Source organism: Methylobacterium ajmalii (assembly GCF_016613415.1).
Taxonomy (GTDB): domain Bacteria; phylum Pseudomonadota; class Alphaproteobacteria; order Rhizobiales; family Beijerinckiaceae; genus Methylobacterium; species Methylobacterium ajmalii.
The window spans coordinates 16044-39221 of the sequence record NZ_JACWCT010000037.1; the positions used below are offsets into that span (position 1 = coordinate 16044).

The window sequence follows — 23178 nt, forward strand, 5'->3', positions numbered from 1 at the left end:
GCATCGCCGAGAACGAGCCGGTCCAGAACTCCCAAGGCAGCCCTCCAAAAAGCAGCCTTCAATCACTTCTCGCCCAACCAGGAAACCCCAAGAGTCCACACCGCCTAGCGCCCCGTCTGCCGATAGCAGCGAATCTCCGCCTCGGCCTGAGCCCGGCGCAGCTCCGCCACCTGGTCGTCGAACATCTTGGTCGAGCGGAACTCGTTGGCGCGCTGGCCGATGCCCTGGCGCATGCCCAGGATGGTCGAGGCCTGGACGTACTTGTCGTAGGGCAGGATGGCCGCGATGGCGTCGATCGAGCAGGCGCATTTCGTCAGCGCCTCCCGGGTCTGGCCGTTCGCCGCCATGCATCCGAAGACGTAATCGGCCCGGGCCTCGGTCGGGTAGTCGTTGTCGTCGGCACGCGCGGAGGTGAGCCCCGCCGCGAAGGCGAAACCGCCGAGGAAGACCGCCTTAGCCAGCATTCGGTTCATGGGTCAGCGTTTCCTGGAGCAGGATCCCGCCCTCCGGGTTGGTGGCCCGCGCGTCGATCGAGACGATCTGGCCGGGCACCGCGGGGGAGAGCACGAAGGTGTAGGTCAGGCCGTCGAAGCCGCGCAGGCGGTCGCGCACCGGATCGTCGACGAAGGGCCGGACGACGATCTGCCAGCCCGGCTTCTTGCCGCCGCCGGTATCGACCTCGGTCGCGGTCACGCTGGCATTCTCGCGCAACGCGCGCCGGATGGCGTTCTTGATGTAGCGCGGGTTGCCCTTGAGCACCTTGGCCAGGTCCTCGAGATGATGCTCGAGGAAGCGCACCAGCACCGGGTTGCCGGGGAAGTCCTGGTAGGTCGCGGTCGGCATCCGGCGCTCGCCGGAGAACATCTCGACCCGCAGGTTGCGGGTGTCCGGCTTCTCGCCCGCGCTCACCTCCTCGCGGATGCGGTCCTCGATCGGCGGCCCGAACGGCGCGCCCTCGATGCCGCTGAAGCGGGTGTAGCGGTAGCTCAGCGCCTGCCCGACCGGGGCGTTGCCGATCTGGTTGGTCTCGAACAGCAGGGTGGTGGGATCGGGCGGCCCGTCCTTTCGCGCCGCGTTCGCCGGAGCGGCATCGTTTCGGGGCACGGCGCCTTGTGGCACGGCGTCTTGCGGCACGGCCTTCGCGCCGGGCGCGGCGTCCTGCGCGGAGGCGGCGCCCGCGAGGCCGGCGGCCAGGGCGGCAACCAGGACGAGACGTCTCTTCACACGGGCGCTCCCTCGGGCGTGGCGACGCGGGGCGCGCCGCCGATGGTGCGATACTGATAGTCCGGCGCCGTCTCCAGCGCCGATTCGGCCACCGCCAGGGCCTGGACCTTGCCGTGCAGCGGCGAGAGCGAGCAGGCCGGGTCGGTGGCCTTGGCGTCGCCGGCGAGCGCCAGGGCCTGGCAGCGGCAGCCGCCCCAGTCCTTCTCGCGCCGGTCGCAGGAGCGGCAGGGCTCCTGCATCCACTCGGTGCCGCGATAGGCCCGGAAGGCGGGCGAGTCCGCCCAGATCTCGCCGAGCGGGCGGTCCTGGACGTGCCAGAATTCGAGGCCGGGGATCGTCTCGGCGGCGTGGCAGGGCAGCACCTTGCCGGTGGGCGTGACGTTCATCAGCCGCCGGCCCCAGCCGCCGGCGCAGGCCTTCGGGTACTTGGCGTAGTAGTCCGGCACCACGAGATCGATGACGAGCTGGCCTTTCAGCCTCTCGCGCGCCTCCTCGACGATGCGGATCGAGCGGTCGACGTCGGGCTTGGCCGGCATCAGGGCGGCGCGGTTGACGTAGGCCCAGCCGTAATACTGCGTGTGGGCCACCTCGAGCCGCTTGGCGCCGAGGCGGACCGCAAGGTCGATCAGCGCCGGCACCTCGGCGATGTTGCCGCGGTGGATCACGGCGTTCAGGGTCAGCGGCAGGCCGAGCGCCGTCACCCGCTCGGCGAAGGCGAACTTTTGCGGCTGCGCGTCCTTCAGGCCGCCGATCCGCTCGGCATTGCCGGCTTCCGCCGCCTGGACCGAGAGCTGGACGTGGTCGAGCCCGGCCTCCGACAGGGCATCGAGCTTCCCCAGCGCGCCCGCCACCCCGGAGGTGATCAGATTCGAGTAGAGGCCGAGCTCGGCGCAGGTGCGGGTGATCTCGACGATGTCCTGGCGCGCCGTCGGCTCGCCGCCCGAGAGGTGGACGTGGAGCACGCCGAGGGCCGCCGCCTCCCGCAGCACCCGCTGCCAGGTCGCGGTGTCGAGCTCGGCCGAGCGCCGGTCGAGCTCCAGCGGGTTCGAGCAGTACGGGCAGCGCAGCGGGCAGCGGTGCGTCAGCTCGGCCAGAAGCCCGATCGGAGCCGGCAGGGGCGGGGGCGCGACGGCGTTCATGGTAGCTCTCCCAGGCTCTGCACCCGCGGCGTCAGGCAGCCGGCACGGTCTCGAGCACGCGCTTCACGAGGAGGCCGTCGAGCATCGCGATCACGTCGGGCTCGATGACGCTGCGCTCGGCCTCGTATTGCCGCGCCAGCACCTCCGCGATGGCGCGGATGCTGCGGGTGCCGTCGACGAGGCTGAGCACTGCCACGGCGTTCGGGTCGAGGTCGAAGGTGCGCTCGGGCGCCAGCAGGACGTGGGCGTCGCGCACCGTGTCGTGGCGCAGCCGCACCCCGCGGGGCAGGCGCGGCACGCTGTCGGGGGTCAGGCTCACGCGGCGACGCTCCCGATCGCGTCGGACCGCAGGCCCTCGCCCGGGCGCCAGGCATCCGGCGGAATCATCCCGGGCGCCACGTAGGCGAAGTAGAGTGCGTCGAGCTGGGTCCACAGCACGCTGCACTTGAAGCGCAGGGCGTCGAGGGCCTGACGCTGCTGCTCCGGCGTCACGGCATGGCGCACGACGTAGTCGAGGGCGAAGTCGGCGTCCCGCGGCGCCTGCGTCAGGCGCTTGTCGAAATACGCCAGGGTCTCGCGGGTGATGAACTCGTAGTTCTTGAGCATCCCGGCGACGCGCTCGGAGATGATGGTCGGCGAGAACATCTCGGTGAGCGAGGAGGCGATGGCCTCGAGCAGCGAGCGCTCGGCGACGAAGTGGACGTAGGCCTCGACCGAGAAGCGGGTAGCCGACAGGATGCCCCGCGTGGAGAGCACGTAGTCGCGGTCGAAGCCGACGCCCTCGGCAAGCTTCAGCCAGCGCTCGATGCCGCCGTCGCCGTCGTGGTCGCCGTCATGGTCGACGATGCGCTGGCGCCAGACCCGGCGGAGCGCGGCATCCGGCAGGCGCGCCAGCAGGGTGGCGTCCTTCACCGGGATCATCGCCTGGTAATAGTAGCGGTTGAGCGCCCAGGCCCGGACCTGGTCCTTGTCGAGCTTGCCGTCGTGCAACAGCCGGTGGAACGGGTGCAGGTTGTGGTAGCGCCGCGCGCCGATGTCGCGGAGCGCCGCCTCGAGCTCGGCCGGCGAGAGCAGGCGGCCGGGGGTCTCGGTCGGGGGAAGGGGCATCGAGAGGGCGGTGGTGGCGAGGGAAGCGGGCATGGCGTCGGGCGTCCTGGCGTATCCGGTTTCTTCGTTGTCCGTGATCCCGTGGGGGGACATTGATCCGCCTCAACGACGGGTCAAGAGCGACCAAAGTGCCCGGGGCGTCCCTCTCATCCCGGTGAGGCCCTGAGGATCCTGTACCGTCCTCGTCCGATGAATGCGCACCTTGGGGCAGGGCGGCACGAGCCGCCCCCTCACAGGCTCAGCGCCAGCCCGTCATGGGCCACGACCCAGCCGGCGGCCTCTATGCTGCGACGCTCGGGCGAATCCTCGACCAGCACCGGATTGGTGTTGTTGATGTGGACGAAGACCTTCCGGCCGATCGGCACCTCGGAGAGCGCCGCCACCGAGCCGCCCTCGCCGGTCATCGGCACGTGGCCCATGCGCCAGCCGGTCTTGGTGCCGACCCCGGCCCGGATCATGTCGTCGTCGGCCAGCACGGTCCCGTCGAACAGGAGCGCGTCCACGCCCGAGAGCCGGTCCTTGAGGCCGTCGGTGACGCGGGCGCAGCCCGGCACGTAGGCGAGGCGCCTGGGTCCGGCCTCGATCATCGCGCCGACCGTGCTCTCGGTCTCGGCACCGATCTCCGGCGTGCCGTCCTCGAGCCAGAGCGGCACCTTGCCGGGAACCGGAAAGAGCGTGACGGAGAGGCCCGGCACCGGCGAGAACGTTTCGTTCAGCGCGATCTCGGTGCGCTCCACCACGCCCTGGGCCATCACGTCGAACACGCGGTTGGCCGCGATCGAATCGAGGATACCGCGCGTGGCGTGGAGGCGGAAGGGCTGGCCCTCGCGCAGGGTGAGAAGGCCCGCGACGTGGTCGACGTCGCCGTTGGTCAGCAGCACGGCCCGAATCGGCGAGTGCCGCAGGCCCTCGCGCGGGTGGAGGGCCGGCGTGTGGAAGAGCTGCTGGCGGATGTCCGGCGAGGCGTTCACCAGGAGCCACTCATCGCCGTCGGCGGAGACGGCCAGGCTCGACTGGGTGCGCGGCAGGACGCGGCGGTCTCCCGACCGCGCCATCGCGCAGATCGGGCAGCGACAGTTCCACTGCGGTACGCCTCCGCCCGCACCGGAACCCAGAACGATGGCCTGCATGGTCCGTCCCGGTGCGGTGGCTTGATCCTGGACTGAGGGACTTGGCCTCAGTTGAAGGGATCGATCTCGGCGGACTCGTAGCTGGTGACTTCCATGCCGACGCAGACTTCGGCGACGACGGGCATCGACCACTTCATGATGCTTCTCCTGGACAGTGCGTGAGGGTTCGGGACGACGATATCGAGGCTGGGCGCCATCCGGCGGGGATCGCCGGAGGCGCTTCAGGCGAGCCCTTAGTTGAAGGGATCGATCTCGGCGGACTCGTAGCTGGTGACTTCCATGCCGACACAGACCTCGGCGACGACGGGCATCGACCACTTCATGGCGCTTCTCCTATCGGCGGAAACCTCTAAGAGTTTCCTAAGATGTTGAGATGACAGTGGTTTTCTGTCACGCAGGATATATCGGCAATCCCGGCCCGGAGCGCAAGCGCTATTTTGCCGAAATCCAGGGCCGCGGTGGGCCCGGGCTTCTCAGACCGGTCTTATTGTGCAGGACGGGCATGACGTTAGCCCGCATCGATTGCGCCCAAAATAATTTCGTCACTGACGAAAACCGGCCTCGTGCAGGTCGAGCATGAAGCCGCGGCCGCGCACGGTGACGAGGCTCGGGCCGCCGGCGCGGGCGATGTCGGCGAGCTTGGTGCGCAGGTAGCCGACATAGACGTCGACCACGTTGAGGGAGAGGCCGCCCTGGCTGGCCCAGAGCCGGTCGAAGATGTCGCCCCGGGTGACCGGGCGGCTCGCCTGCTCCATCAGGATCGCCAGCAGCTCGGCCTCGCGCTGGGTCAGGCGGGCGGTGGTCTCGCCGAACCGCACCTGGCGCGTGGCGAGGTCGAGGGAGAGCCGCCCGGCGGTCATCAGCGTGCGGGCCTCGCCGGCCGCGCGCCGCCGCTGCAGGTGGACGCGCAGGCGCGCGAGCAGCTCGTCGAACACGAACGGCTTGACGATGTAGTCGTCGGCCCCGACCGACAGGCCCTCGACCCGGTCGCCGACCTCGTCCTTGGCGCTCAGGAACAGGATCGCGCCGGGATAGCCGCCCTCGCGCAGGGAGCGGCAGACGTCCTGGCCGGTGCCGTCCGGCAGCATGTTGTCGAGGAGCACCGCTTCGGGCACCCGCTCGCGGGCCGCCGACAGGGCCTCGTCGACGCCGCCCGCGAGGTCGACCGCGAACCCCTCCGCGCTCAGGCCCCGGGCCAGCATGGCGCGGATGTCGCCGTCGTCCTCGACGATCAGAACGCTGTTCATGATTGCCCCCGGATACCCTCTCGCCAGCTCATGCCGCGTCCTCTCTCATGGTCTCGCCGGGCAGCTCCAGGACCACGCGGGCCCCGGTCGCCCGGTCGTCCGGTCCCCCCGCCTGCGAGCGGATGGTTTCCAGGCGGATCTCGCCATCATGGCGCTCAACGACCCAGCGCGCCAGTGCGAGCCCGATCCCGAATCCGGCCGAGACGGCGCCCCGCGCCTCGCCGCGCCGGAAGCGCTCGAACAGGGCCTCGGCCGCCGGCGGGAAGCCGGGGCCGTCATCCGTCACCGTGACGACGGCGCCGTCGGCCTCGCCGCGGGCGGAGAACCCGACCCGCACCCGGGTCGCTCCGGCGGCGTGCCGCAGGGCGTTGTCGATCAGCCCCTCGACGATCTGGCGCAGCCATTCGGCATCGGCCACGACCTCGACGTCGGCCGGGCTCGGCGCCAGGGCGAGGTCGATGCGGCGGCGCCTCGCCTCCGGGGCGCAGCTCTCCACCGCCTCGGCAAGGATCGTCGCGAGGCCGACCGGGCGGCGCTCCAGCTCGATCTGGCCGGATTCCGATCGGGCGACCCGGAGCATGTCGCCGACCCTGCGGTGCAGCCGCAGCGCCCGGTTGCGGATGGTGGCGATGACAGGCCGGAAGGCGTCGGGCGTGTCGGGGGAGCGGGCGGCGAGGTCGCATTCGCCGAGGATCACGGTGAGCGGCGTGCGCAATTCGTGGCTGACATCGGCGAAGAAGCGCCGGCGCGAGCGGTCGATCTCCTCCAGCCGGGCGTTGGCGCCGCGCAGGTCGGCGGTGGCGCGGGCGACGATTTCCTCCAGCGCGGCCCGGTCGGCGGCGACCCGGGCCTCGCGCCGCTTCAGCCGCGCCGCCATCCGGTTGAAGCTGGCGACCAGCAGGCCGAGCTCGTCGCGGCTCGCCACCGGCAGGCGGGTGTCGAGCTCGCCCCGGCCGATGGCGGCGGCGCCGGCCCGGATCGCCTCGAGGCGGCGCAGGATCGGCCGGGTCAGGCTCTGGTGCAGCAGCAGCAGCAGGATCACGATCAGCCCGGCCGCCGCGAGGGCGACGCCGCGCATCCGGCCGGCCAGGGTGCGGACCTCGGCGGAGGAGGCCTCGACGGCCCGGCGTTCGGCCTCGACCAGGAAGGTGAGGGGCTGCCCGGTCATCGCCCCGAAGGCGTTGAGCGCGCCACGGATCGCGTCGGCGCGGCGGGCCGGATCCGGCTCGCGCTGGATCTGCGCCACCTGGCGGTCGAGGGTGGCGCGGGCCGCCCGCAGGCGGGCGAGCGGCCGGGCGCGCGCGGTGTACTGGGTGCGGTCGAGGACGCCGCCGGAGCCGGCGACCGCGCGGCTGAGGCCGTCATCGACCGCGACCAAGGCCCGGTCGACCTCGTTGCGGGCGTTGGCCAGCCGCTCGGGCCGGCCCGGATTGTCGCCGACCGCCTCGATCGCCGCGAGGCCGAACTCGGTCAGGCGGCCGGACAATTCGGCGATCAGCTCCAGGCGCACCTGCGCGTCGAGCGTCGCGTCGAGCGTGCGCTCGGCGGTGTGGAGCGCCGCGTAGAGGCCGATCGCCGCCAGCACCACCAGCGCCGCCGCGCTGCCGACGAGCAGTCCGAACCGTAGCCTGAGCGATCCCATTCCGGCGCCGTCCTCCCGCGTCGTCTGCCGCATCCATCCTGCACGGGACCGGGGAGGGGGCGAGCGGCGGACCTTGCGTGAGCTGGTGCCTCAAGCGGGCAGGCACCTCAAGCCCACCAAGGTCTCCCTCACCGCCCGGTCGAGGGGCGTGTGCGGCTCGGCGCCGAGGAACGCCAAAAGCCCGGCATTGTCCATCCGCAGCGGCTCGCACCAGAGGTAGCGCATCTCGCCGATCTCCCGGGCGAGCGGCCAGAACGGCGCGGCGAGCGGCAGCAGGAGCCAGGGAAAGCGCCGCACCGGAACCTTGCCGCCGGCCGCCCGGACGATGGCGGCGACCATCTGCCGTCCGTCCGGGTCCCAGTGACCGTCCATGCTGAAGGCGGCAGCCCGGGGCAGGTCGGCCTCGCGCTCGGCGAGGCGCACCATCGTCTCGGCGACGTCGGGCAGGTAGGCCCATTGGTGGCCGATACCCGGCGTGCCGGGATCGAGCACGCGCCGCACCGGCTTGCCCGGGCTCACGAGGGCGGAGGAGAACCAGGAATTGGCGGTGGTGTTCGGCCCGAAGAAGTCGCCGGCCCGCACGATCAGGCTGCGGATGTCGGCCTCCCGCAGACGGCGCTCCATCGCGATGCGGATGCGGCCCTTCACTGTCCGCGGCGTCTGGGGGGCGTCGTCGCCCGGGTTCGGGCCGGCGTCGCGGCCGTAGACGTAGACGTTGCCCGGCAGGAGCAGCCGGGCATCCACGGCCTTCGCCGCCGCGATTCCGGCGTCGAGCATCGGCAGGACCAGCCGGTCCCAGCCGCGGTAGCCGGGCGGGTTGACCGCGTGGACGATCAGGGACGCGCCCGCGGCCGCCGCCGTCACGTCGGCCGGCACCATCGCGTCGCCCCGCACCCATTCGAGCCCGTCCGCTCCCATCGCCACCCGGGCGGGATCGCGGTGTAGGGCCCGCACCCGCCATCCGCTGGCAGCGAGCCGCCGCGCCACCGCGCCGCCGACCCCGCCGGTCGCCCCCAGGACCAGTGCCGTCCTCGTCGTCATCGCGCATCCCTTCCCGTCGATGCGCGGAGATGTGCCAAAGCACCGGTCCTTCGAAAATTGCCGAAGCGCGATGATCGGCTATACGAAATCATATGGCCGAACCGAGCTGGGACCATTACCGCGCCGCGCTCGCCGTGCTGGAGGAGGGTTCGCTCTCCGGCGCGGCGCGGGCGCTCGGCCTGACGCAGCCGACGCTGGGCCGGCAGGTCGCGGCCCTGGAGCGGGCGCTCGGCGTCGCGCTGTTCACCCGCTCGCCCACGGGTCTGGCACCGACCGAGGCGGCGCTGATCCTGGCGCCCTACGCCCGCTCCCTGAAGGCGACCGCGGACGCGCTGCACCGCGCGGTGGCCTCGGACGCCGAGGGCCTGTCGGGCCGGGTCCGGATCACCGCCTCCGAGGTGGTCGGCGCCGAGGTGCTGCCGCCGATCCTCGCCGCGCTGCATGCCCGCCATCCCGGCCTGTCCGTCGACGTGATGCTGTCCGACCGGATGCAGGACCTCCTGCGCCGCGACGCCGATATCGCGGTGCGGATGGCGCCGCCGACGCAGGCCGCCCTGGTGGCGCGCCGGGTGGGCACCATCCGTCTCGGCCTCTACGGCCATCGCCGCTACCTCGCGGCCCGCGGCCTCCCGGAGCGCCCGGCCGACCTCGCCCACCACAGCGTGATCGGCTTCGACGCCGAGACGCCGTTTCTGCGGGCGATGATGCGGGAGACCCCCGCCCTCGCGGCGGCGCGCTTCGCCTGGCGCAGCGACAGCACGCTGGCGCAGCTCGCCGCGGTCCGGGCCGGGTTCGGCCTCGGCGCCTGCCACACCGCGCTCGCCGCCCGCGACCCGGACCTGATCCGGGTCCTCCCGGAGATCGTCTGGGACTTGCCGACCTTCGTGGCGATGCACGAGGACCTGCGCTCCCTGCGCCGTTGCCGGGCCGCCTTCGACACCCTCGCCGACGGGATGGCGGCGTATTGCGCGGGGTGAGACGAGGGGGCTCGGGCGGCCCCCTCCGGTCAGGTCTTGTCGAGGCCGGCGATCGCCCGGGCGAAGTCCCGCGCCGCGAAGGGTTCGAGGTCGTCCACTCCCTCACCGACGCCGATGAAGTGGACCGGCAGGCCGAACTTGGCGGCGAGCGCCACCAGGATGCCGCCCCGCGCCGTCCCGTCGAGCTTGGTCATGACGAGGCCGGTGACGCCCGCGGCCTTCTGGAAGATCTCGACCTGGCTCAGCGCGTTCTGGCCGACCGTGGCGTCGAGGACGAGGAGCACGGCGTGGGGCGCCTCCGCATCGAGCTTGCGGATGACGCGCAGCACCTTCTCCAGCTCCGCCATCAGCCCGGTCTTGTTCTGAAGCCGGCCGGCGGTGTCGATGAGCAGGATGTCGGTGCCGGCGTCGCGCGCCGCCTGGAGCGCGTCGTAGGCGAGGCCGGCGGCGTCCGACCCTTGCGGGCGCGCCACCACCGGCGCGCCGGTGCGCTCGCCCCAAACCCTCAGCTGCTCGATCGCCGCGGCCCGGAAGGTGTCGCCGGCGGCCAGCATCACGCTGTGCCCCTGCGCCCGGAACTTTTGAGTGAGCTTGCCGATCGTCGTGGTCTTGCCGGCACCGTTGACGCCGATCATCAGGATCACGAACGGCTTCTTGGTCGTGTCGATCACGAGGGGTAGCGCCACCGGATCGAGGGCGCGCTCGACCTCCGCGGCCAGGATCGCCCGCACCTCGTCGGGGGCGATACCCTTTTCGTAGCGGCCCTTCCCGACGGCCTCGGCGATCCGGGTCGCGGTCTCGAGGCCGAAATCGGCCTGGATCAGCGCGTCCTCCAGCTCCTCCAGGGTGTCGGCGTCGAGCTTGCGCTTGGTGAACAGCCCGGTCACCCGGTCCGACAGGGCCGAGGAGGTGCGCTTGAGTCCGCCGGTCAGCCGGCTCCACCAGCCGCGCTTCTCAGCCGCCGCCTCGGGCTCGGCCGGGGGCTGGTAGATCACCAGCGGAGCGGCCTCTTCGGCTTCCGGAGCGTCCGGCTCCTCGCTCGTGGGCGCCTCCGGCTGCTCGTGAGTCTCGGTCGCCTCCGGCTCCTGAATCTCGGCGGCGGCGGGCGCGACCTCGACCGGCTCGGGCTCGGGAGCGGCCGGCACCACGCCCTCGGGCTGGACGCCCTCGACGGGTTCGAGGTCGGCCCCGGCCAGCTCGTCGGGGAGGTCGTGCTCGGGGGCGGTCTCGGGCGAGGCCTCGGTCACGGTCGGGGGAGCCGGGAGCACGTCGTCGGCGCCGGTGGCGAAGTCGGGCACGCCCTCCGAGAGGGTGCCGGTCGGCTCCGTCGGCATCGTCGCGGCCGGATCGGGCTCGGCGGGCACGGCCGGAGCGTCGGCGGGGGTCTCGGCAGGCGTCTCCGTCGGCGTCTCGGCCTTCCGGCCGAACAGTCGGCCGAACCAGCCCGGCTGTTTCGTCTCACTCATCCGCACTTGCTCCAGACCCTGCGGACGATCTAGGGCGGCCTGCCCCGAACTTCGCCCGCCCCCGCCGCCCCTGCGACAGACCGATGATCGTTGACGACATACTCTCGCGGCTCCTCTACCGCGATGCCCTCGTGCTCGTCATCGACAAGCCGGCGGGTCTGCCGGTGCATCCGGGTCCGAAGGGCGGCGAGACGCTGACCCAGCACCTCGACGCCCTGCGCTTCGGCCTGCCGCGCCGGCCCGAGGCCGCCCACCGCCTCGATCGCGACACCTCCGGGTGCCTCGCGCTCGGCCGCCACGCCAAGGCGCTCGCGCGGCTCAACGCGCTCTTTGCACAGGGGAAAGCCGACAAGACCTACTGGGCGCTGGTCGAGGGCGGGCCGTCGGAAGAATCGGGCGAGATCGACTTGGCCCTCGTCCGCCGCTCCGACGACCCCCGCAGCTGGTGGATGAAGACCGATCCCGCCGGCGACCCCTCGCTCACCCGCTGGCGGGTGATGGGGCGCGACCCGGCCGCCGGCCGGACCTGGCTGGCCCTCGCCCCGGTGACCGGGCGCACCCACCAGCTCCGCGTCCATTGCGCCGCGATGGGCTGGCCGATCCTGGGCGACTCCGTCTACGGCAGCGCCCCGCGCCAGGGCGGACCGGGCCTGCAGCTCCACGCCCGCACCCTCGCCCTGCCGCTCTACCCGAAGAAGCCGGCGATCACCGTCGAGGCGCCGGCGCCGGGGCACATGCGCGAGGGGCTGCGGGCTTGCGGGCTTGCCGAAGGGTGAGGGGGCGGCGTCCTACGGACCTCCGGCGCCCGTTCGGTCCGCTCCACGAGCCGTCGCGTGGCACTCGTTCCGAAGTGAAATCGAAGAGGCGTCAGAAGAACGATCGCACCAAGCCGCTCACCAGCAGGTTCCATCCGTCGATCAGGATGAAGAACAGCACCTTGAACGGCAGCGAGATCACCGTGGGCGGCAGCATCATCATGCCCATCGACATCACGATGGTCGAGACGATCATGTCGATGACGAGGAAGGGGAGGGCGATGAGGAACCCGATCTCGAAGCCGCGGCGCAGTTCCGAGATCATGAAGGCCGGGATCAGGATCCGCAGGTCGATCTTCTCGCCCTCCTGGGGCTTCGGGAAGGTGCGGCTGGCGAGGTCCTGGAAGGTCTGAAGATCCTTCGGCCGGACCTGGGCCGACATGAACTCGCGGAACGGATCGGTGATGCGGGTGAAGGCCTCCTCCTCGGTGATCCGGTTCTCCTGGAGCGGGCGCACGCCCTCGTTCCAGGCCCGGTCGAAGGTCGGCGCCATGACGTAGAAGGTCATGAACAGCGACAGGCTGACGAGGAACAGGTTGGCCGGCGTGCTCTGCAGGCCGATGCCGGAGCGCAGGAACGAGAACGCGACGGCAAAGCGCGTGAAGCTCGTCACCATCACGAGGAGCCCCGGCGCCAGCGACAGCACCGTGAGGAGCGCGACGATCTGGAGGATGCGCCCGCTCGCGGCGCCGTTGCCGGGCGGCAGGAGGGCGTCGAGGCCCGGGATGCCGGTGACGCCGGCGGCTCCCCCGCCGGCACCCTGCGCCAGGGCGGCTCCGGCCGAGAGCAGGAAGAGCGTCGCCGCGAGGGCGACCTTGCCGGAATGCCTCACTGGACCACCAAAGCCTCGACGATGAGCTCGCGCACGGCGCCCTTGGTGCGCAGGGCCACCCGCTCGTTGAGATCCTCGCGCAGGTGCTGCAGGCCGCTCGCCCCCTCGATCTGGGCGGTCGAGAGCGTGCGGAGGTAGGCGACGAGGTCGGCCTTGATCTCCGCGAGGGTGATGTCCGGGGTCGGCAGGCTGCCGGTCTTGAACACCACCGACGATTCGATGCGGACCCAGGAATCGGCCGGCTCGGCGAGGTTCGTCACCACCGAGCCGACGCTGCGCAGGGTCAGCTCGCCGGTGTAGTTCAGCACCTTGGCGGCCTTCTCGTGCTCCTGGGCCTCGCGGGTCTTCTGGTCGACCGCCTTCTCGACGCTCGTCATCAGGTACATGCCCAGACCCGCCCCGGTGCCGACGGCGACCAGGGTGCAGAGGGCGAGCGCGCCGATCCAGGCCTTGCCGCCGCCCTTCTTCTCGTCCTTGTCCGCCATCGCACGCTCCTGGATGCCGCCGTCAGAACGGCGCGACGGTCTCGAAGATCTGCTGGCCCAGGGTCGGGCCCTGCACGTCGGTCAGGCGGCCGCGGCCGCCGTAGGAGACGCGGGCCTCGGCGATCTTGTCGTAGTCGATGGTGTTCTTGCGCGAGATGTCGCGCGGCCGGACGATGCCGGCGACGTTGAGGACGCGAACCTCGTTGTTGACCCGGATCTCCTGCGAGCCGCTGATCAGCAGGTTGCCGTTCGGCAGCACCTCGGTGATCACCGCGGCCACCGACAGGCTCAGGTTCTCCTTGCGGTCGATGGTGCCCTGGCCCTTGGTCTCGGTACCCGAGCGGATGCCGGTATCGGCGGTGGCCGAGTCCTTCAGGCCCGAGACGCCGTAGCCGAAATCGAAGCCGAGGCTCGACTTCTGGCTGCGCGAGCGATCGCTGGCGTTGTCGAACTGCGCCTTGTCGTTGATCAGGATGCTGACCGTCAGCACGTCGCCGATGTTGCGGGCGCGGGGATCCTGGAACAGGTCGGCGCTCGCCGGCGACCAGGTCGAGTGGTAGCCGTGCCGGCTCTGGAGCGAGCCGAAGCTCGACGGCAGGGCCTCGCGCGGGGCGGCGAGCCCGGTCCCGATCGGCGTCAGGACCGGCGGGCGGCCGAACTCGTCGAGCCTGCTCTGGCAGCCGGCGAGGGAGAGACCCGCCACGGCGAGGGCAAGGAGGCGGGAAGCCGGAGCTCTGCGGGTCATCACGATCTCTCGTTGTCCTTGCGGCGGCCGGCCTCGGCCATCTTGCGGGCCAGCGACGCGGCGCGGGAGGCCTCCATCTCGGCGAGCACCGCGCTCGCCGTGCGGGCGTTGAGCTTCACCAGGATCGCCGCGGCGTTGTCCTCGGGCATGTTGGTGAGCTGGAGCGCGGCCGCGTCGGCGCGCATCTTGGCGTAGACCGCCACCACGCTCTCGTCGGCCTTGGCCAGGAACTCCTTGCGCCGCTGGACCACCGCCTCGTACTCGGCGCGCTTCTCCTCCAGGCGGCGGATGCGCTCCTCGACCTGCTTCTCGAGCGCGGCGAGCTGCTCCTTCTGCCAGGCGAAGCGGGCATCGGCCGCCGCGTCCGCGATGGTGGCGCAGTAGCCGGTCTTCGACGGATCCTTGGCGGCGGCCCCGGCGGCGAAGTCCTGGGCGGTCGGCTCCTTGGGGGCGTCGCGGGCGGCGATGGCGCGCATCGCCGCGTCCTTGGCCGGGTCGCTCGCCGCGCCGCCATGGCCGTCGCCGGCGGCGAAGGCCGGGCCCGCGAGGACCAGCAGGAGGGCCGTGAGGAGGATCCGGGTCATTGGACGACGAGCTCCGCCTGGAGGGCGCCGGCGGTCTTCACCGCCTGGAGGATCGCGATGATGTCGGTGGGCTTCAGGCCGACCTGGTTGAGGCCGCGCACCAGCGTCTGCAGGTCGGAGCCGCCGAGCACCGCGAGCTTGCCCTGCTCCTCGCGCGCCGCCACCTCCGTGCGCGGCACCACCGTGGTCTGGCCGTTGGAGAACGGTGCGGGCTGGGACACCTCCGGCGTCTCGGTGACCCGCACCGTGAGGTTGCCGTGGGTGACCGCCACCGTGGAGATCTGCACGTTGCGGCCGATCACCACCGTGCCGGTGCGCTGGTCGACCACGACCCGGGCCGGCACGTCGGGCTGGATCGTCAGGTCGCCGATCTCGGCCACCAGCCGCGGCAGGATCATGTCGCGGGGGCGCTGGAGCACCACCGAGCGCTGGTCGCGCGGGCTGGCGATGCGGCGGTGGAAGCGGCCCATCGCGTAAGCGTTGATCGCGTCGGCCACCATCGTGGCGGTCTTGAAGTCCGGGTTCTTCAGCTCGAAGATCAGCTCGGGCAGGTCGCGGAACGCGCCCGGCACCTCGCGCTCGATGAGCGCGCCGTTGGGGATGCGGCCGGCGGTCGGCACGCCCTGCGTCAGCTGCTCGGCCTGGCCCTGCGCCGAGAAGCCCGAGACCGCGAGCGGGCCTTGCGCGGCGGCGTAGACGTTGCCGTCGCCGCCCGACAGGGGCGTCATCAGCAGGGTGCCGCCGCGCAGCGAGGTCGCATCGCCGAGCGAGGTCACGGTCACGTCGATGCGCGAGCCGGCGCCGACATAGGGCGGCAGGTCGGCCGTCACCATCACGGCGGCGACGTTGCGGGTGCGCAGGCGCGCGTCCCGCACGTTGATGCCCATCCGGTCGAGCATCGATTGCAGCGACTGCTCGGTGAACTGGGCGTTGCGCAGGGTGTCGCCGGTGCCCTGCAGGCCGGTGACGAGGCCGTACCCGACGATCTGGTTGTCGCGCACGCCCTTCAGGCTGGCGACGTCCTTGATGCGGGCGTAGCCGCCGCCGGCGATGACCGGGGCGACCGCGAAGGCCGGCACGGCCGGGGCCGCGAGGGCCGAGCCGAGCGCGAGAAGGCCGAGGACGACGCGCGCCGCGCGCAAGCCGGCGCGCATCAGAAGCCGCCGATCTTGATGCGGCCGTCGGCCATCACGGTGCCGAGCACGATGCGGTTGGTGTCGGTGTTGCGCACCCGGATCGTCTCGCCGAGGCCGCCGTTCTGCAGCGGCTGGCCGACCGCCGTGATGACGAGGCCGTTCTCCTCGAAGACCATCTGGGTCGGCGTGCCGCGGCTGACGAGGCGCGGGTCGTCGACGGCGTTGACCGGCACCGGCTCGCCCGGCAGCAGCATCCGGCGGGCGGTGCGCCCGACGATGGCGAGCGGCGCGTCGATCACCGCGGCCCGGGCCCGGTAGGTCGTCGGGTAGGACTGGAGCCGCAGCATCGTCTCCTTGATCGTGTCGCCCGGGTAGATCGTCACGGTCGGGACCGGCAGCAGCATCTCGCCCGCGGTCAGGGCGGCAGGCGAATCGACCGACGACGACGACGGGGCCGGGGCGGCCACGCCGAGGGCGGCCGGCAGGCAGAGGCCGACGAGCGCCAGGAGGAGGCGGGAGCGCCGGAGGCGGAAATGCCAGAGGGAGGAGGACATGGAGCGAGGGGAGGACATGGGGTGCCGCGCCGGGAGGAGGGGCGCCGCCGGGTCCGGCGGCGAGGCAGTCTCACCGTGGAGGGGGTCCGGAAGGCCGGGACTCCCGGGATCCCGGCTCAGCGGATGCCCTTGGAGATCGTGCCCGCCATCTCGTCGACGGCCTGGATCACCTTGGAGTTCATCTCGAACGAGCGCTGGGCGGTGATCAGGCTGGTGATCTCCTTGACCGGATCGACGTTCGATCCTTCGAGGTAGCCCTGCTGGATCTTGCCGTAGCTGACGTCGCCGGGATTGCCGATCACCGCCGCGCCGGAGGCCGGAGTCTCGCGGTAGAGGCCGTTGCCGAGCGGCTCGAGGCCCGATTCGTTGGCGAAGTTGGCGATGGTGAGCTGGCCGATGTTCTGCTGCGCGACCTGGCCCTCGATCTTGGCGAAGACCTGGCCCGACTGGTTGATGGTGATCTCGGTGGCGTTGTTCGGGATCAGGATCGCCGGGTCGACGGTGTAGCCCTCGAGCGTGACGAGCTGGCCGGTGGCGTTCTTGTTGAAGGCGCCGGCACGGGTGTAGTTGACCTCGCCGCTCGGGCTCTGGATCTGGAAGTAGCCGCGGCCGTTGATGGCGAGATCCAGCTGGTTCGCCGTGTTGGTCAGCTGGCCCTGGCGGTGCAGGTTGCGGATCGCGGCGGCGCGCACGCCCAGGCCGAGCATCGCGCCCTCGGGAATCGCCTCCTGGCCGGCCTGGTTCGGCACGCCCTGCTGCCGCTCGGCCTGGTAGAGCAGGTCGGTGAACTCCGCCCGCGCGCCCTTGAACCCGGTGGTGTTCAGGTTGGCGATGTTGTTGGCGATGACCTCGAGGTTGAGCTGCTGGGCGGACATGCCCGTGGCGGCGACGGCGAGCGCTCTCATCTGCGTATAATCCTCAGATCGCCATGCGGCTCAGTTCGAGGTAGGCGGCCACGACCTTGTCGCGGATGGCGACAGCGGTCTGCAGGCTCTGCTCGGCGGACATCACCGCCTCGACGACCTGCTGGGTCGAGGCCTTGCCCTGGATGCCGGCGATCGAGGCGGCCTCGCCGGCGCGCAGCTGGTCGCGCACGCCGGTGGCGAAGCTCGCCATGATCTGCCCGAAATCCGCCGGGGCGGCGGCATCGGCGCCCGGGACGGCGCCGGTCACCGGGGGCAGCATCGCCCGCTGGACGGACGCGGCGGCCTCGGGCCGGGCGGAGGCAGCGGCCCGGTCGAAGGCCGAGAGGGTGAGGGCCTCGATCATCGGATGCTCATGTCCTCAGGAGGTCGATCACGCTGGCCACCATGGCGCGGGCCTGCTTGATCACCTGCAGGTTGGCTTCGTAGGAGCGGTTGGCCTCGCGCATGTCGGCCATCTCGATCAGGGCGTTCACGTTCGGCAGCTTGACGTTGCCGTTCTGGTCCGCCGCCGGGTTGCTCGGGTCGTGCTCGACCCGGAACGGGGTCTTGTCGGTGTCGATGTCGCGCACCCGCACCGACGCGGCGCCGATCGCCCGGTCGAGCTCGGCCTTGAAGGTCACGGTCTTGCGCGCATACGGGTCGGCGCCCGGCGCGGCGCCGGTCGACTGGGCGTTGGCGAGGTTCTCCGACACCACGCGCATGCGCAGGGACTGGGCCTCGAGGCCCGCGCTCGCCAGCCGCGACGCGGTCTGCAGGGGGTCGATCACGATCCGCTCCTCACGGCCGACATCAGCATGCGGTGGAAGCTGCGCACCACGCCGACATCGAGGTTGTGCTGGCGCGAGACCTCGCTCGCCTTGAGCATCTCCTGCTCGAGGCTGACGCTGCTCGAGGTCTCGAGCACGTCCCAGCCGGACTTGTCGGTCCGCACCGGCACGCCGAGGCCGGGGGCCTGGAGATGACTCTGCGCCGTCGTCGCCATGTCGGCGCCGGTCCGGGCCAGGACCTGGGCGAAGGGCACCGTGTCCTTGGCGAGATAGCCCTGCGTGTTGGCGTTCGCCACGTTGCCGGCGATCGCCGACTGGCGCACCGACAGGTAGCGGGTGTGCAGCGAGGCGAGATCGAACAGGTAGATCCCCGTCACGCGAACCCCTCCATGCCCGTCACTCCATCCTGTCCCGAAACGACCCGACGCCCGGGCCCTGCCGCGTAACGGCGGGTTTAGGAGCGCAACCTTGTCCGAGGCTGACGGAGCTTGCGGGGAGGCCGATGCGGCCCGTCCGGGCCGGGACGTCCGCGCTGCGGGTGGGCCGCATGTCCCTCCGTCTCACAAATTGGACCAGGCATCCCAAAGATCAGTTTGCCGGCTTTCGCAATATCTCGCCGGTTGCCCGGGCCGATCGACAAGAGCATACGTGCACTCTCGTAGGGCGAGAGGCGCCGTCGAACCCATGCCGCGTTATCGCTTCAGGCTGAGTCTCTACGAGCGGCTGCTCGACGGGGGAGATTGGGTCGAGCTCGCGGACGCCGCCGCGGCCCTCGGTGCCGCACGCCGGCTCGCCCGGGCGCTTCTCGACGTGGCGGACCCGACGGTGCCATGGACGGACGGCGCGCTGGTGATCGAGAGCGGCGACGGCAGCGCGCCGGTGATCCTGCCGCTCCGCGACGTGGCCGCGGATCTGAACATGGACCCAGGCCCGGGCCTGGCGACGACCCGCCACTGAACCGTCCGCCGCGCGCCCTTGCCGGCGATACCGCGCTCTTGGACGATGAGGCGCCTGGACGACGGGGCGCTTGGACGATGGGGCTCTTGGACGACGAATTCGCGCGAGGCGGCGCGAGGTCGACAGGCGGGCCGGAAGGGAAGAGGCGGCAGCCCGACGCCCGGAGGGGGCGAAGCACGGGCACCAGGCTGCCGCCGAGCCCGGGCAGGCAGAGACCTGCGGGCTCTCCCTCCGTCTAGCTCCGGCCCTGGCGCGCGGGCTGTGCGGCGGCGCACCGCCGGACCCTCCGGCGCCGCGGGAATGACCAGCCATGTCACGCTCCGCCGCCGGTTCCCACGCGGCTCCCCCGCGCAAGCGGGGCTCGGCCCCGGCCGACGGCCAACCGATACGGTGGCCCCCGCCTGATGGTCCCCGGCGCGGGCCGTCCGGGCCCGCCGAGCGCTCGCGAAGCAGCGCCTTCAATGCGCCGGGGCTCGCGCTCCGCTCCCAGCCGGCATCGAACTGCCCGTCCCCATCGGCAGCCCGACATAGTTCTCCGCCAAGGCCGTCTGCGCCGCCTCCGATCCCCGGATATAGGCCAGCTCCGCGACCTGCATCCGGCGTGCGAACGCGTCCATGTCGGGGAAGCGGTGCGTGAGGCCGGTGAACCACCAGCTGAAGCGCTCGGCCTTCCACACCCGGGCGAGCGCCCGGGCCGAGTAGCCGTCGAGGCCGGTGGAATCGCGCTCGGCGTAGTGCAGGGTCAGGGCCTCGGCCAGCATCGCGACGTCGGAGACGGCGAGGTTCATGCCCTTGGCACCCGTCGGCGGGACGATGTGGGCGGCGTCGCCGGCGAGGAAGAGGCGGCCGTAGCGCATGGGCTCGGCGACGAAGCTGCGGAGCGGCGCGATGCTCTTCTCGAAGGAGGGGCCGCGCACCAGGCCGGCGGAGGCCTGCGGCCCGAGGCGGGTCTCGACCTCGTCCCAGAAGCGGTCGTCGGACCAGTCCTCGATCCGCTCGTCGAGGCCGACCTGGACGTAGTAGCGGCTGCGGGTGGGCGAACGCATGCTGGCGAGCGCGAAGCCGTGGGCGTGGTTGGCGTAGATCAGCTCGTGGTTGACCGGCGGCACCTCGGCCAGGATGCCGAGCCAGCCGAAGGGATAGACCCGCTCGTAGACCTTGAGGATGTCGGCCGGGATCGCCGCGCGGCCGACGCCGTGGAAGCCGTCGCAGGCCGCGATGAAGTCGCAGGCGAGGGTCCGCACCTCGCCGTCCTTGGTGAAGCTGACGCTCGGGCTTTCGCCGTTCAGGCCGTCGAGCCGCAGGTCCTCGGCCTCGAACACGATGCGGACGCCGCGGGGTTCGGCGGCGTCGAACAAGTCGCGCATCACCTCCTGCTGGCCGTAGACCGTGACGGCCGCGCCGCCGGTCAGGGCCGCCATGTCGATGCGGAAGATCTCGCCGTCGTAGACGAGGTTGGTGCCGGTATGGACCAGGCCCTCGGCCTTGAGCCGCGCGTCGAGCCCGAGTTCCCGCATCAGCGCGACGGTGCCCTGCTCGAGCACGCCGGCCCGGACCCGGCCCTCGACGTAGTCGCGGGTACGCCGCTCCAGCACCACCGCGTCGATCCCGGCGCGCGCCAGCAGGTGGGCGAGAAACAGGCCGGCCGGGCCGGCGCCGATGATGGCGACCTGCGTGCGCATGAGCGTTTCCTTGGCTGTCGCCGCGATCCCGCGGCGGCGCCCCCGTCTGCGCGAGGGCTCTCCTGTGACGGAAAGGTGAACCGCGCCGGCCCGGTTGACGATGGACGGGACGCGGAAAAAGTTGGACTTTTCGATCACCCCTCCCGCCCGGCCCGGGACCGTCCGCGATGCGCATCGATTCCGTCCAACCCCCTGCGGTGCCGCACTTCTTCCTCTACGGCGAGGCACCGCGGGACGCGGACGACCGCTTCCTGCACCTCGAGGCCTTGGACGATCGCAGCCGGCCGAACCGCTGGACCATCCGCCCCCACGTCCATTCCGGGCTGCACCAGCTCCTGCTCATCGCCGAGGGCGCCGGCGAGATGCGGGCGGAGGAGGCGCGCTTCGGTTTCGCGGCGCCCTGCCTGCTGGCGGTACCGGCCGGCACCGCCCACGGCTTCCGCTTCACCGACGGCACGGTCGGCACGGTCGTGACCCTCTCGTCGCGCTACCTGCGCGACCTGTGCGGCCGCGAGCCGGAGCTGGCGGCCCTGTTCGCCGACCCCGCCGCCCTCGCGCTGCCGGAGCCGGGCGCGGTCGAGGAGGCGGTGGCCGAACTCGCCCGCGAGCTCGCCTGGGCGGCGCCGGGGCGGCGCGGCGCCATCGAGGCGCACCTGATGCTGGTCCTGGTCGCCGGCCTGCGCCGGCTCGCCGCGAGCCGCGCGCCGGCGGCTCCACCGGGCCCGCAGGCGCTGCTCGCCGCGCGCTTCCGCGAATTGGTCGAGGCGCATCACCGCCGCGAGCGCCCGCTATCCGCCTACGCGGACGATCTCGGGGTGAGCGAGGCGCGGCTGCGTACCGCCTGCCGGGCGGTGACAGGCGCGAGCCCGGGCCGGATCATCCGCGAGCGCCGCCTCCTCGAGGCCAAGCGCAGCCTGCTCTATTCCGACCTCGGCATCGCCGAGATCGCCTACGGCCTCGGCTTCACCGACCCGGCCTATTTCTCGCGCTTCTTCGCCAAGGGCACCGGCGAGTGCCCGCGGGCGTTTCGCGACCGGCGCGGCGCCGACAGGGGAGAGACGCGATGACGATCGGACGGGACGGGCTGACCCGGCAGGGGTTTCTGGGCGCCGCGCTGGCGGCGGCGGTCGGTGGCGGGGCGGCGGCGCAGGGCGGCACGGCACCGGCGCTGCACCGGCGGGCGATTCCCGGCACCGGCGAGACCCTGCCGGTGATCGGGCTCGGCACCTGGCGGGGCTTCGACGTCGGCGAGACTCCTGCCGAGCGGGCGCCCTTGCGTGGCGTGGTGGCGACCCTGCTCGCCGGCGGCGGAAGGGTGATCGATTCCTCGCCGATGTACGGCCGGGCCGAGGGCGTGACAGGCGACCTCGTGGCGGAAGCCGGGGCCAGCGACACGGCTTTTCTCGCCACAAAGGTCTGGACCAGCGGCCGCGAGGCGGGGATCGCCCAGATGCAGCGCTCCCTCCGGCTCCTGCGGACCGAGCGGCTCGACCTGATGCAGATCCACAACCTGCTCGACTGGCGCACCCACCTGCCGGTCCTGCGGGAGTGGAAGGCGGCGGGCCGCATCCGCCACCTCGGCATCTCGCACTACACCGAGAGCGCCTACGACGCCGTCGAGGCGGTGCTGCGGGCCGAGCGGCTGGACGTCCTTCAGATCAACTACGCCCTCGACGACCGGGCGGCGGAGGAGCGGCTGCTGCCGCTCGCCGCGGAGCGCGGCGTGGCGGTCCTGGTCAACCGGCCGTTCGGCGGCGGCGGGCTGCTGCGGCGCTTGGCCGGCAGGCCGCTGCCGGGCTACGCGGCGGATCTCGGCAGCGGCTCCTGGGCCGAACTCCTGCTGAAGTTCGCGGTCTCCCACCCGGCCGTGACCTGCGCGATCCCCGGCACCGCCGATCCCGGCCACATGGCGGCGAACCTGCGCGCCGGCATCGGACCACTGCCGGACGAAGCCCTGCGCCGCCGCATGGCCGCGGACATGACCCCGTGAACCGAACCGGATCCATGATCCGAGCCGAACGGCATGACGATCCAAGTCACCGAGATCCATTTCTCGGTCAAGCGCGGCCATTCGCGAAGTCGATCCGGCCTGCAAGCGTATCCTTGACGCCGTCAGGCGTGTCCTCTGCGCCTTATTGCTGCCGTTCTGCCCATGTTAAGGAACCGCCATCTACATCGCTTCACGCCGACCCCGCGGCCTCCCGTCATCGCATCACGGTTCGAGTGGAACCGCGCGAGAGACCGGCCACGCGCGCAATGTCGGCGAACACCGAACGATCCAGAGGGGGTTCTTCCATGCGCAAGCCGTCCATCGCCGCTCTCGTCCTGTGCGCCGCCCTGCCGGCCAGCCTGCAGCCGGCGGCGGCCGACGGGCGCGGGGCGGGTGCCGGCTTCAACGGCACGTGGTCGGTGCAGCTCGTTACCGAATCGGGCCTGTGCGACAGCCGCTACACCGTCGCCCTCGCGATCGACGGCGGCGACGTGCGGGTGGCCTCGGCGGGAGAGGGCGGCGCGAGCGTGAGCGGGCGCATCGGGTCGGATGGCCAGGTCGGGCTGACCGTGCGCCACGGCTCGGCCAGCGGCGCCGCCTCGGGCCGGCTCCAGGCCAATTCCGGCGCCGGTACCTGGAGCGTCTCCGCCCTGTGCTCCGGCCGCTGGACGGCGCAGCGCCGCTCGACCCGGGTCGCGCAGGCCGACTGATCCGGTCGATCGCTGCAGGACG

At 72.0% G+C, this 23178-nt stretch carries 27 protein-coding genes and 1 pseudogene; 6 read left to right on the forward strand and 22 right to left on the reverse strand.

Features of this window, described 5'->3' with window-relative positions; all coding sequences use genetic code 11:
- Positions 1–104: 104 nt before the first annotated feature.
- The 10 genes and pseudogenes from HPY23_RS06980 to HPY23_RS07030 all read right to left on the reverse strand — a co-directional run bounded on the left by HPY23_RS06980 (position 105) and on the right by HPY23_RS07030 (position 8530).
- Entirely contained in the window at positions 105–473 is a 369-nt protein-coding gene (locus tag HPY23_RS06980) for a hypothetical protein (RefSeq protein WP_060845955.1), read from the reverse strand.
- Complete coding sequence (locus HPY23_RS06985) at positions 454–1224, reverse strand: hypothetical protein (protein ID WP_091889394.1); 771 nt, start codon at positions 1222–1224, stop codon at positions 454–456. The genes HPY23_RS06980 and HPY23_RS06985 overlap by 20 nt, the downstream gene beginning before the upstream one ends.
- Positions 1221–2363, reverse strand: coding sequence for a pyrroloquinoline quinone biosynthesis protein PqqE (pqqE, locus tag HPY23_RS06990; protein WP_091889397.1), 1143 nt, complete (start codon positions 2361–2363; stop codon positions 1221–1223). Before pqqE ends, HPY23_RS06985 begins: the two co-directional genes overlap by 4 nt.
- A gap of 31 nt (positions 2364–2394) precedes the next feature.
- Positions 2395–3470, reverse strand: a pseudogene (gene pqqC, locus HPY23_RS07000) (pyrroloquinoline-quinone synthase PqqC).
- A 230-nt stretch (positions 3471–3700) separates the two neighbouring features.
- Positions 3701–4600 (reverse strand): pyrroloquinoline quinone biosynthesis protein PqqB, encoded by a 900-nt coding sequence (gene pqqB, locus HPY23_RS07005; protein WP_091889400.1) that lies wholly within the window; start codon positions 4598–4600, stop codon positions 3701–3703.
- Between the two features lie 47 nt (positions 4601–4647).
- Positions 4648–4737: a pyrroloquinoline quinone precursor peptide PqqA gene (gene pqqA / locus HPY23_RS07010; RefSeq protein WP_048426854.1), complete on the reverse strand. Its 90-nt coding sequence runs from the start codon at positions 4735–4737 to the stop codon at positions 4648–4650.
- 96 nt (positions 4738–4833) lie between these two features.
- The gene (gene pqqA / locus HPY23_RS07015; protein ID WP_048426854.1) at positions 4834–4923 is read right to left on the reverse strand and encodes a pyrroloquinoline quinone precursor peptide PqqA; all 90 of its coding nucleotides are present in this window, start codon (positions 4921–4923) and stop codon (positions 4834–4836) included.
- Between the two features lie 219 nt (positions 4924–5142).
- The gene (locus HPY23_RS07020; protein ID WP_060845960.1) at positions 5143–5847 is read right to left on the reverse strand and encodes a response regulator transcription factor; all 705 of its coding nucleotides are present in this window, start codon (positions 5845–5847) and stop codon (positions 5143–5145) included.
- Between the two features lie 28 nt (positions 5848–5875).
- Positions 5876–7489, reverse strand: coding sequence for a sensor histidine kinase (locus HPY23_RS07025; RefSeq protein ID WP_060849210.1), 1614 nt, complete (start codon positions 7487–7489; stop codon positions 5876–5878).
- A 90-nt stretch (positions 7490–7579) separates the two neighbouring features.
- Positions 7580–8530 (reverse strand): NAD(P)H-binding protein, encoded by a 951-nt coding sequence (locus HPY23_RS07030; RefSeq protein WP_091889402.1) that lies wholly within the window; start codon positions 8528–8530, stop codon positions 7580–7582.
- 92 nt (positions 8531–8622) lie between these two features.
- Here HPY23_RS07030 and HPY23_RS07035 point away from each other — a divergent pair, with 92 nt between their 5' ends.
- Positions 8623–9507 carry a LysR family transcriptional regulator gene (locus HPY23_RS07035; RefSeq protein ID WP_091889404.1) on the forward strand — a complete coding sequence of 295 codons (885 nt, stop codon included), beginning with the start codon at positions 8623–8625 and terminating at the stop codon, positions 9505–9507.
- 29 nt (positions 9508–9536) lie between these two features.
- On the opposite strand, the gene ftsY is transcribed toward HPY23_RS07035, so the two are convergent.
- Positions 9537–10973, reverse strand: a complete 1437-nt coding sequence (gene ftsY / locus HPY23_RS07040) for a signal recognition particle-docking protein FtsY (RefSeq protein ID WP_091889406.1) — start codon at positions 10971–10973, stop codon at positions 9537–9539.
- Positions 10974–11056: 83 nt separating this feature from the next.
- On the opposite strand from ftsY, the gene HPY23_RS07045 reads away from it, so the two are divergent.
- Positions 11057–11749 (forward strand): RluA family pseudouridine synthase, encoded by a 693-nt coding sequence (locus tag HPY23_RS07045; RefSeq protein ID WP_091889408.1) that lies wholly within the window; start codon positions 11057–11059, stop codon positions 11747–11749.
- Between the two features lie 91 nt (positions 11750–11840).
- Here HPY23_RS07045 and fliP read toward each other — a convergent pair whose 3' ends face one another.
- The 10 genes from fliP to flgB all read right to left on the reverse strand — a co-directional run bounded on the left by fliP (position 11841) and on the right by flgB (position 18194).
- Positions 11841–12620 carry a flagellar type III secretion system pore protein FliP gene (gene fliP / locus HPY23_RS07050; protein WP_091889410.1) on the reverse strand — a complete coding sequence of 260 codons (780 nt, stop codon included), beginning with the start codon at positions 12618–12620 and terminating at the stop codon, positions 11841–11843.
- On the reverse strand, positions 12617–13105 hold the full coding sequence (locus tag HPY23_RS07055) for a flagellar basal body-associated FliL family protein (protein WP_060845966.1): 489 nt from the start codon (positions 13103–13105) through the stop codon (positions 12617–12619). The genes fliP and HPY23_RS07055 overlap by 4 nt, the downstream gene beginning before the upstream one ends.
- A gap of 22 nt (positions 13106–13127) precedes the next feature.
- Positions 13128–13850 (reverse strand): flagellar basal body L-ring protein FlgH, encoded by a 723-nt coding sequence (gene flgH / locus HPY23_RS07060; RefSeq protein WP_060845967.1) that lies wholly within the window; start codon positions 13848–13850, stop codon positions 13128–13130.
- Entirely contained in the window at positions 13850–14434 is a 585-nt protein-coding gene (locus HPY23_RS07065; protein ID WP_060845968.1) for a MotE family protein, read from the reverse strand. The genes flgH and HPY23_RS07065 overlap by 1 nt, the downstream gene beginning before the upstream one ends.
- Complete coding sequence (gene flgI, locus HPY23_RS07070) at positions 14431–15588, reverse strand: flagellar basal body P-ring protein FlgI (protein WP_091889412.1); 1158 nt, start codon at positions 15586–15588, stop codon at positions 14431–14433. Before flgI ends, HPY23_RS07065 begins: the two co-directional genes overlap by 4 nt.
- Positions 15588–16124, reverse strand: a complete 537-nt coding sequence (gene flgA / locus HPY23_RS07075; RefSeq protein ID WP_091889414.1) for a flagellar basal body P-ring formation chaperone FlgA — start codon at positions 16122–16124, stop codon at positions 15588–15590. Before flgA ends, flgI begins: the two co-directional genes overlap by 1 nt.
- Positions 16125–16240: 116 nt before the next feature.
- Entirely contained in the window at positions 16241–17029 is a 789-nt protein-coding gene (gene flgG, locus HPY23_RS07080) for a flagellar basal-body rod protein FlgG (protein WP_048451387.1), read from the reverse strand.
- 13 nt (positions 17030–17042) lie between these two features.
- Positions 17043–17309 carry a flagellar hook-basal body complex protein FliE gene (gene fliE, locus HPY23_RS07085; RefSeq protein ID WP_407942688.1) on the reverse strand — a complete coding sequence of 89 codons (267 nt, stop codon included), beginning with the start codon at positions 17307–17309 and terminating at the stop codon, positions 17043–17045.
- Between the two features lie 91 nt (positions 17310–17400).
- The gene (gene flgC, locus HPY23_RS07090; RefSeq protein ID WP_060845971.1) at positions 17401–17817 is read right to left on the reverse strand and encodes a flagellar basal body rod protein FlgC; all 417 of its coding nucleotides are present in this window, start codon (positions 17815–17817) and stop codon (positions 17401–17403) included.
- Entirely contained in the window at positions 17814–18194 is a 381-nt protein-coding gene (gene flgB / locus HPY23_RS07095) for a flagellar basal body rod protein FlgB (RefSeq protein WP_091748846.1), read from the reverse strand. Before flgB ends, flgC begins: the two co-directional genes overlap by 4 nt.
- Positions 18195–18501: 307 nt before the next feature.
- On the opposite strand from flgB, the gene HPY23_RS07100 reads away from it, so the two are divergent.
- Positions 18502–18774, forward strand: a complete 273-nt coding sequence (locus tag HPY23_RS07100) for a hypothetical protein (RefSeq protein WP_091889416.1) — start codon at positions 18502–18504, stop codon at positions 18772–18774.
- 458 nt (positions 18775–19232) lie between these two features.
- On the opposite strand, the gene pobA is transcribed toward HPY23_RS07100, so the two are convergent.
- Positions 19233–20456 (reverse strand): 4-hydroxybenzoate 3-monooxygenase, encoded by a 1224-nt coding sequence (pobA, locus tag HPY23_RS07105; RefSeq protein ID WP_091889418.1) that lies wholly within the window; start codon positions 20454–20456, stop codon positions 19233–19235.
- Positions 20457–20623: 167 nt separating this feature from the next.
- Between pobA and HPY23_RS07110 the strand changes: the two genes are divergently transcribed.
- From HPY23_RS07110 to HPY23_RS07120, 3 genes are all read left to right on the forward strand, one after another.
- The gene (locus HPY23_RS07110) at positions 20624–21523 is read left to right on the forward strand and encodes a helix-turn-helix domain-containing protein (RefSeq protein ID WP_091889420.1); all 900 of its coding nucleotides are present in this window, start codon (positions 20624–20626) and stop codon (positions 21521–21523) included.
- Positions 21520–22446, forward strand: coding sequence for an aldo/keto reductase (locus HPY23_RS07115; protein ID WP_091889422.1), 927 nt, complete (start codon positions 21520–21522; stop codon positions 22444–22446). The genes HPY23_RS07110 and HPY23_RS07115 overlap by 4 nt, the downstream gene beginning before the upstream one ends.
- Positions 22447–22751: 305 nt before the next feature.
- On the forward strand, positions 22752–23156 hold the full coding sequence (locus HPY23_RS07120) for a hypothetical protein (RefSeq protein WP_091748865.1): 405 nt from the start codon (positions 22752–22754) through the stop codon (positions 23154–23156).
- The last annotated feature ends 22 nt before the right edge of the window (positions 23157–23178 follow it).

What these genes read in the sequence shown, in the direction of transcription:
- HPY23_RS06980 (WP_060845955.1), bottom strand. Translation starts at nt 473, where the DNA reads ATGAACCGAATGCTGGCTAAGGCGGTCTTCCTCGGCGGTTTCGCCTTC.
- pqqE (WP_091889397.1), bottom strand. Translation starts at nt 2,363, where the DNA reads ATGAACGCCGTCGCGCCCCCGCCCCTGCCGGCTCCGATCGGGCTTCTG.
- pqqB (WP_091889400.1), bottom strand. Translation starts at nt 4,600, where the DNA reads ATGCAGGCCATCGTTCTGGGTTCCGGTGCGGGCGGAGGCGTACCGCAG.
- pqqA (WP_048426854.1), bottom strand. Translation starts at nt 4,737, where the DNA reads ATGAAGTGGTCGATGCCCGTCGTCGCCGAAGTCTGCGTCGGCATGGAA.
- pqqA (WP_048426854.1), bottom strand. Translation starts at nt 4,923, where the DNA reads ATGAAGTGGTCGATGCCCGTCGTCGCCGAGGTCTGTGTCGGCATGGAA.
- HPY23_RS07020 (WP_060845960.1), bottom strand. Translation starts at nt 5,847, where the DNA reads ATGAACAGCGTTCTGATCGTCGAGGACGACGGCGACATCCGCGCCATG.
- HPY23_RS07025 (WP_060849210.1), bottom strand. Translation starts at nt 7,489, where the DNA reads ATGGGATCGCTCAGGCTACGGTTCGGACTGCTCGTCGGCAGCGCGGCG.
- HPY23_RS07030 (WP_091889402.1), bottom strand. Translation starts at nt 8,530, where the DNA reads ATGACGACGAGGACGGCACTGGTCCTGGGGGCGACCGGCGGGGTCGGC.
- HPY23_RS07035 (WP_091889404.1), top strand. Translation starts at nt 8,623, where the DNA reads ATGGCCGAACCGAGCTGGGACCATTACCGCGCCGCGCTCGCCGTGCTG.
- ftsY (WP_091889406.1), bottom strand. Translation starts at nt 10,973, where the DNA reads ATGAGTGAGACGAAACAGCCGGGCTGGTTCGGCCGACTGTTCGGCCGG.
- HPY23_RS07045 (WP_091889408.1), top strand. Translation starts at nt 11,057, where the DNA reads ATGATCGTTGACGACATACTCTCGCGGCTCCTCTACCGCGATGCCCTC.
- HPY23_RS07055 (WP_060845966.1), bottom strand. Translation starts at nt 13,105, where the DNA reads ATGGCGGACAAGGACGAGAAGAAGGGCGGCGGCAAGGCCTGGATCGGC.
- flgH (WP_060845967.1), bottom strand. Translation starts at nt 13,850, where the DNA reads ATGACCCGCAGAGCTCCGGCTTCCCGCCTCCTTGCCCTCGCCGTGGCG.
- HPY23_RS07065 (WP_060845968.1), bottom strand. Translation starts at nt 14,434, where the DNA reads ATGACCCGGATCCTCCTCACGGCCCTCCTGCTGGTCCTCGCGGGCCCG.
- flgI (WP_091889412.1), bottom strand. Translation starts at nt 15,588, where the DNA reads ATGCGCGCCGGCTTGCGCGCGGCGCGCGTCGTCCTCGGCCTTCTCGCG.
- flgA (WP_091889414.1), bottom strand. Translation starts at nt 16,124, where the DNA reads ATGTCCTCCTCCCTCTGGCATTTCCGCCTCCGGCGCTCCCGCCTCCTC.
- flgG (WP_048451387.1), bottom strand. Translation starts at nt 17,029, where the DNA reads ATGAGAGCGCTCGCCGTCGCCGCCACGGGCATGTCCGCCCAGCAGCTC.
- fliE (WP_407942688.1), bottom strand. Translation starts at nt 17,309, where the DNA reads ATGCTGCCCCCGGTGACCGGCGCCGTCCCGGGCGCCGATGCCGCCGCC.
- HPY23_RS07100 (WP_091889416.1), top strand. Translation starts at nt 18,502, where the DNA reads ATGCCGCGTTATCGCTTCAGGCTGAGTCTCTACGAGCGGCTGCTCGAC.
- pobA (WP_091889418.1), bottom strand. Translation starts at nt 20,456, where the DNA reads ATGCGCACGCAGGTCGCCATCATCGGCGCCGGCCCGGCCGGCCTGTTT.
- HPY23_RS07110 (WP_091889420.1), top strand. Translation starts at nt 20,624, where the DNA reads ATGCGCATCGATTCCGTCCAACCCCCTGCGGTGCCGCACTTCTTCCTC.
- HPY23_RS07115 (WP_091889422.1), top strand. Translation starts at nt 21,520, where the DNA reads ATGACGATCGGACGGGACGGGCTGACCCGGCAGGGGTTTCTGGGCGCC.
- HPY23_RS07120 (WP_091748865.1), top strand. Translation starts at nt 22,752, where the DNA reads ATGCGCAAGCCGTCCATCGCCGCTCTCGTCCTGTGCGCCGCCCTGCCG.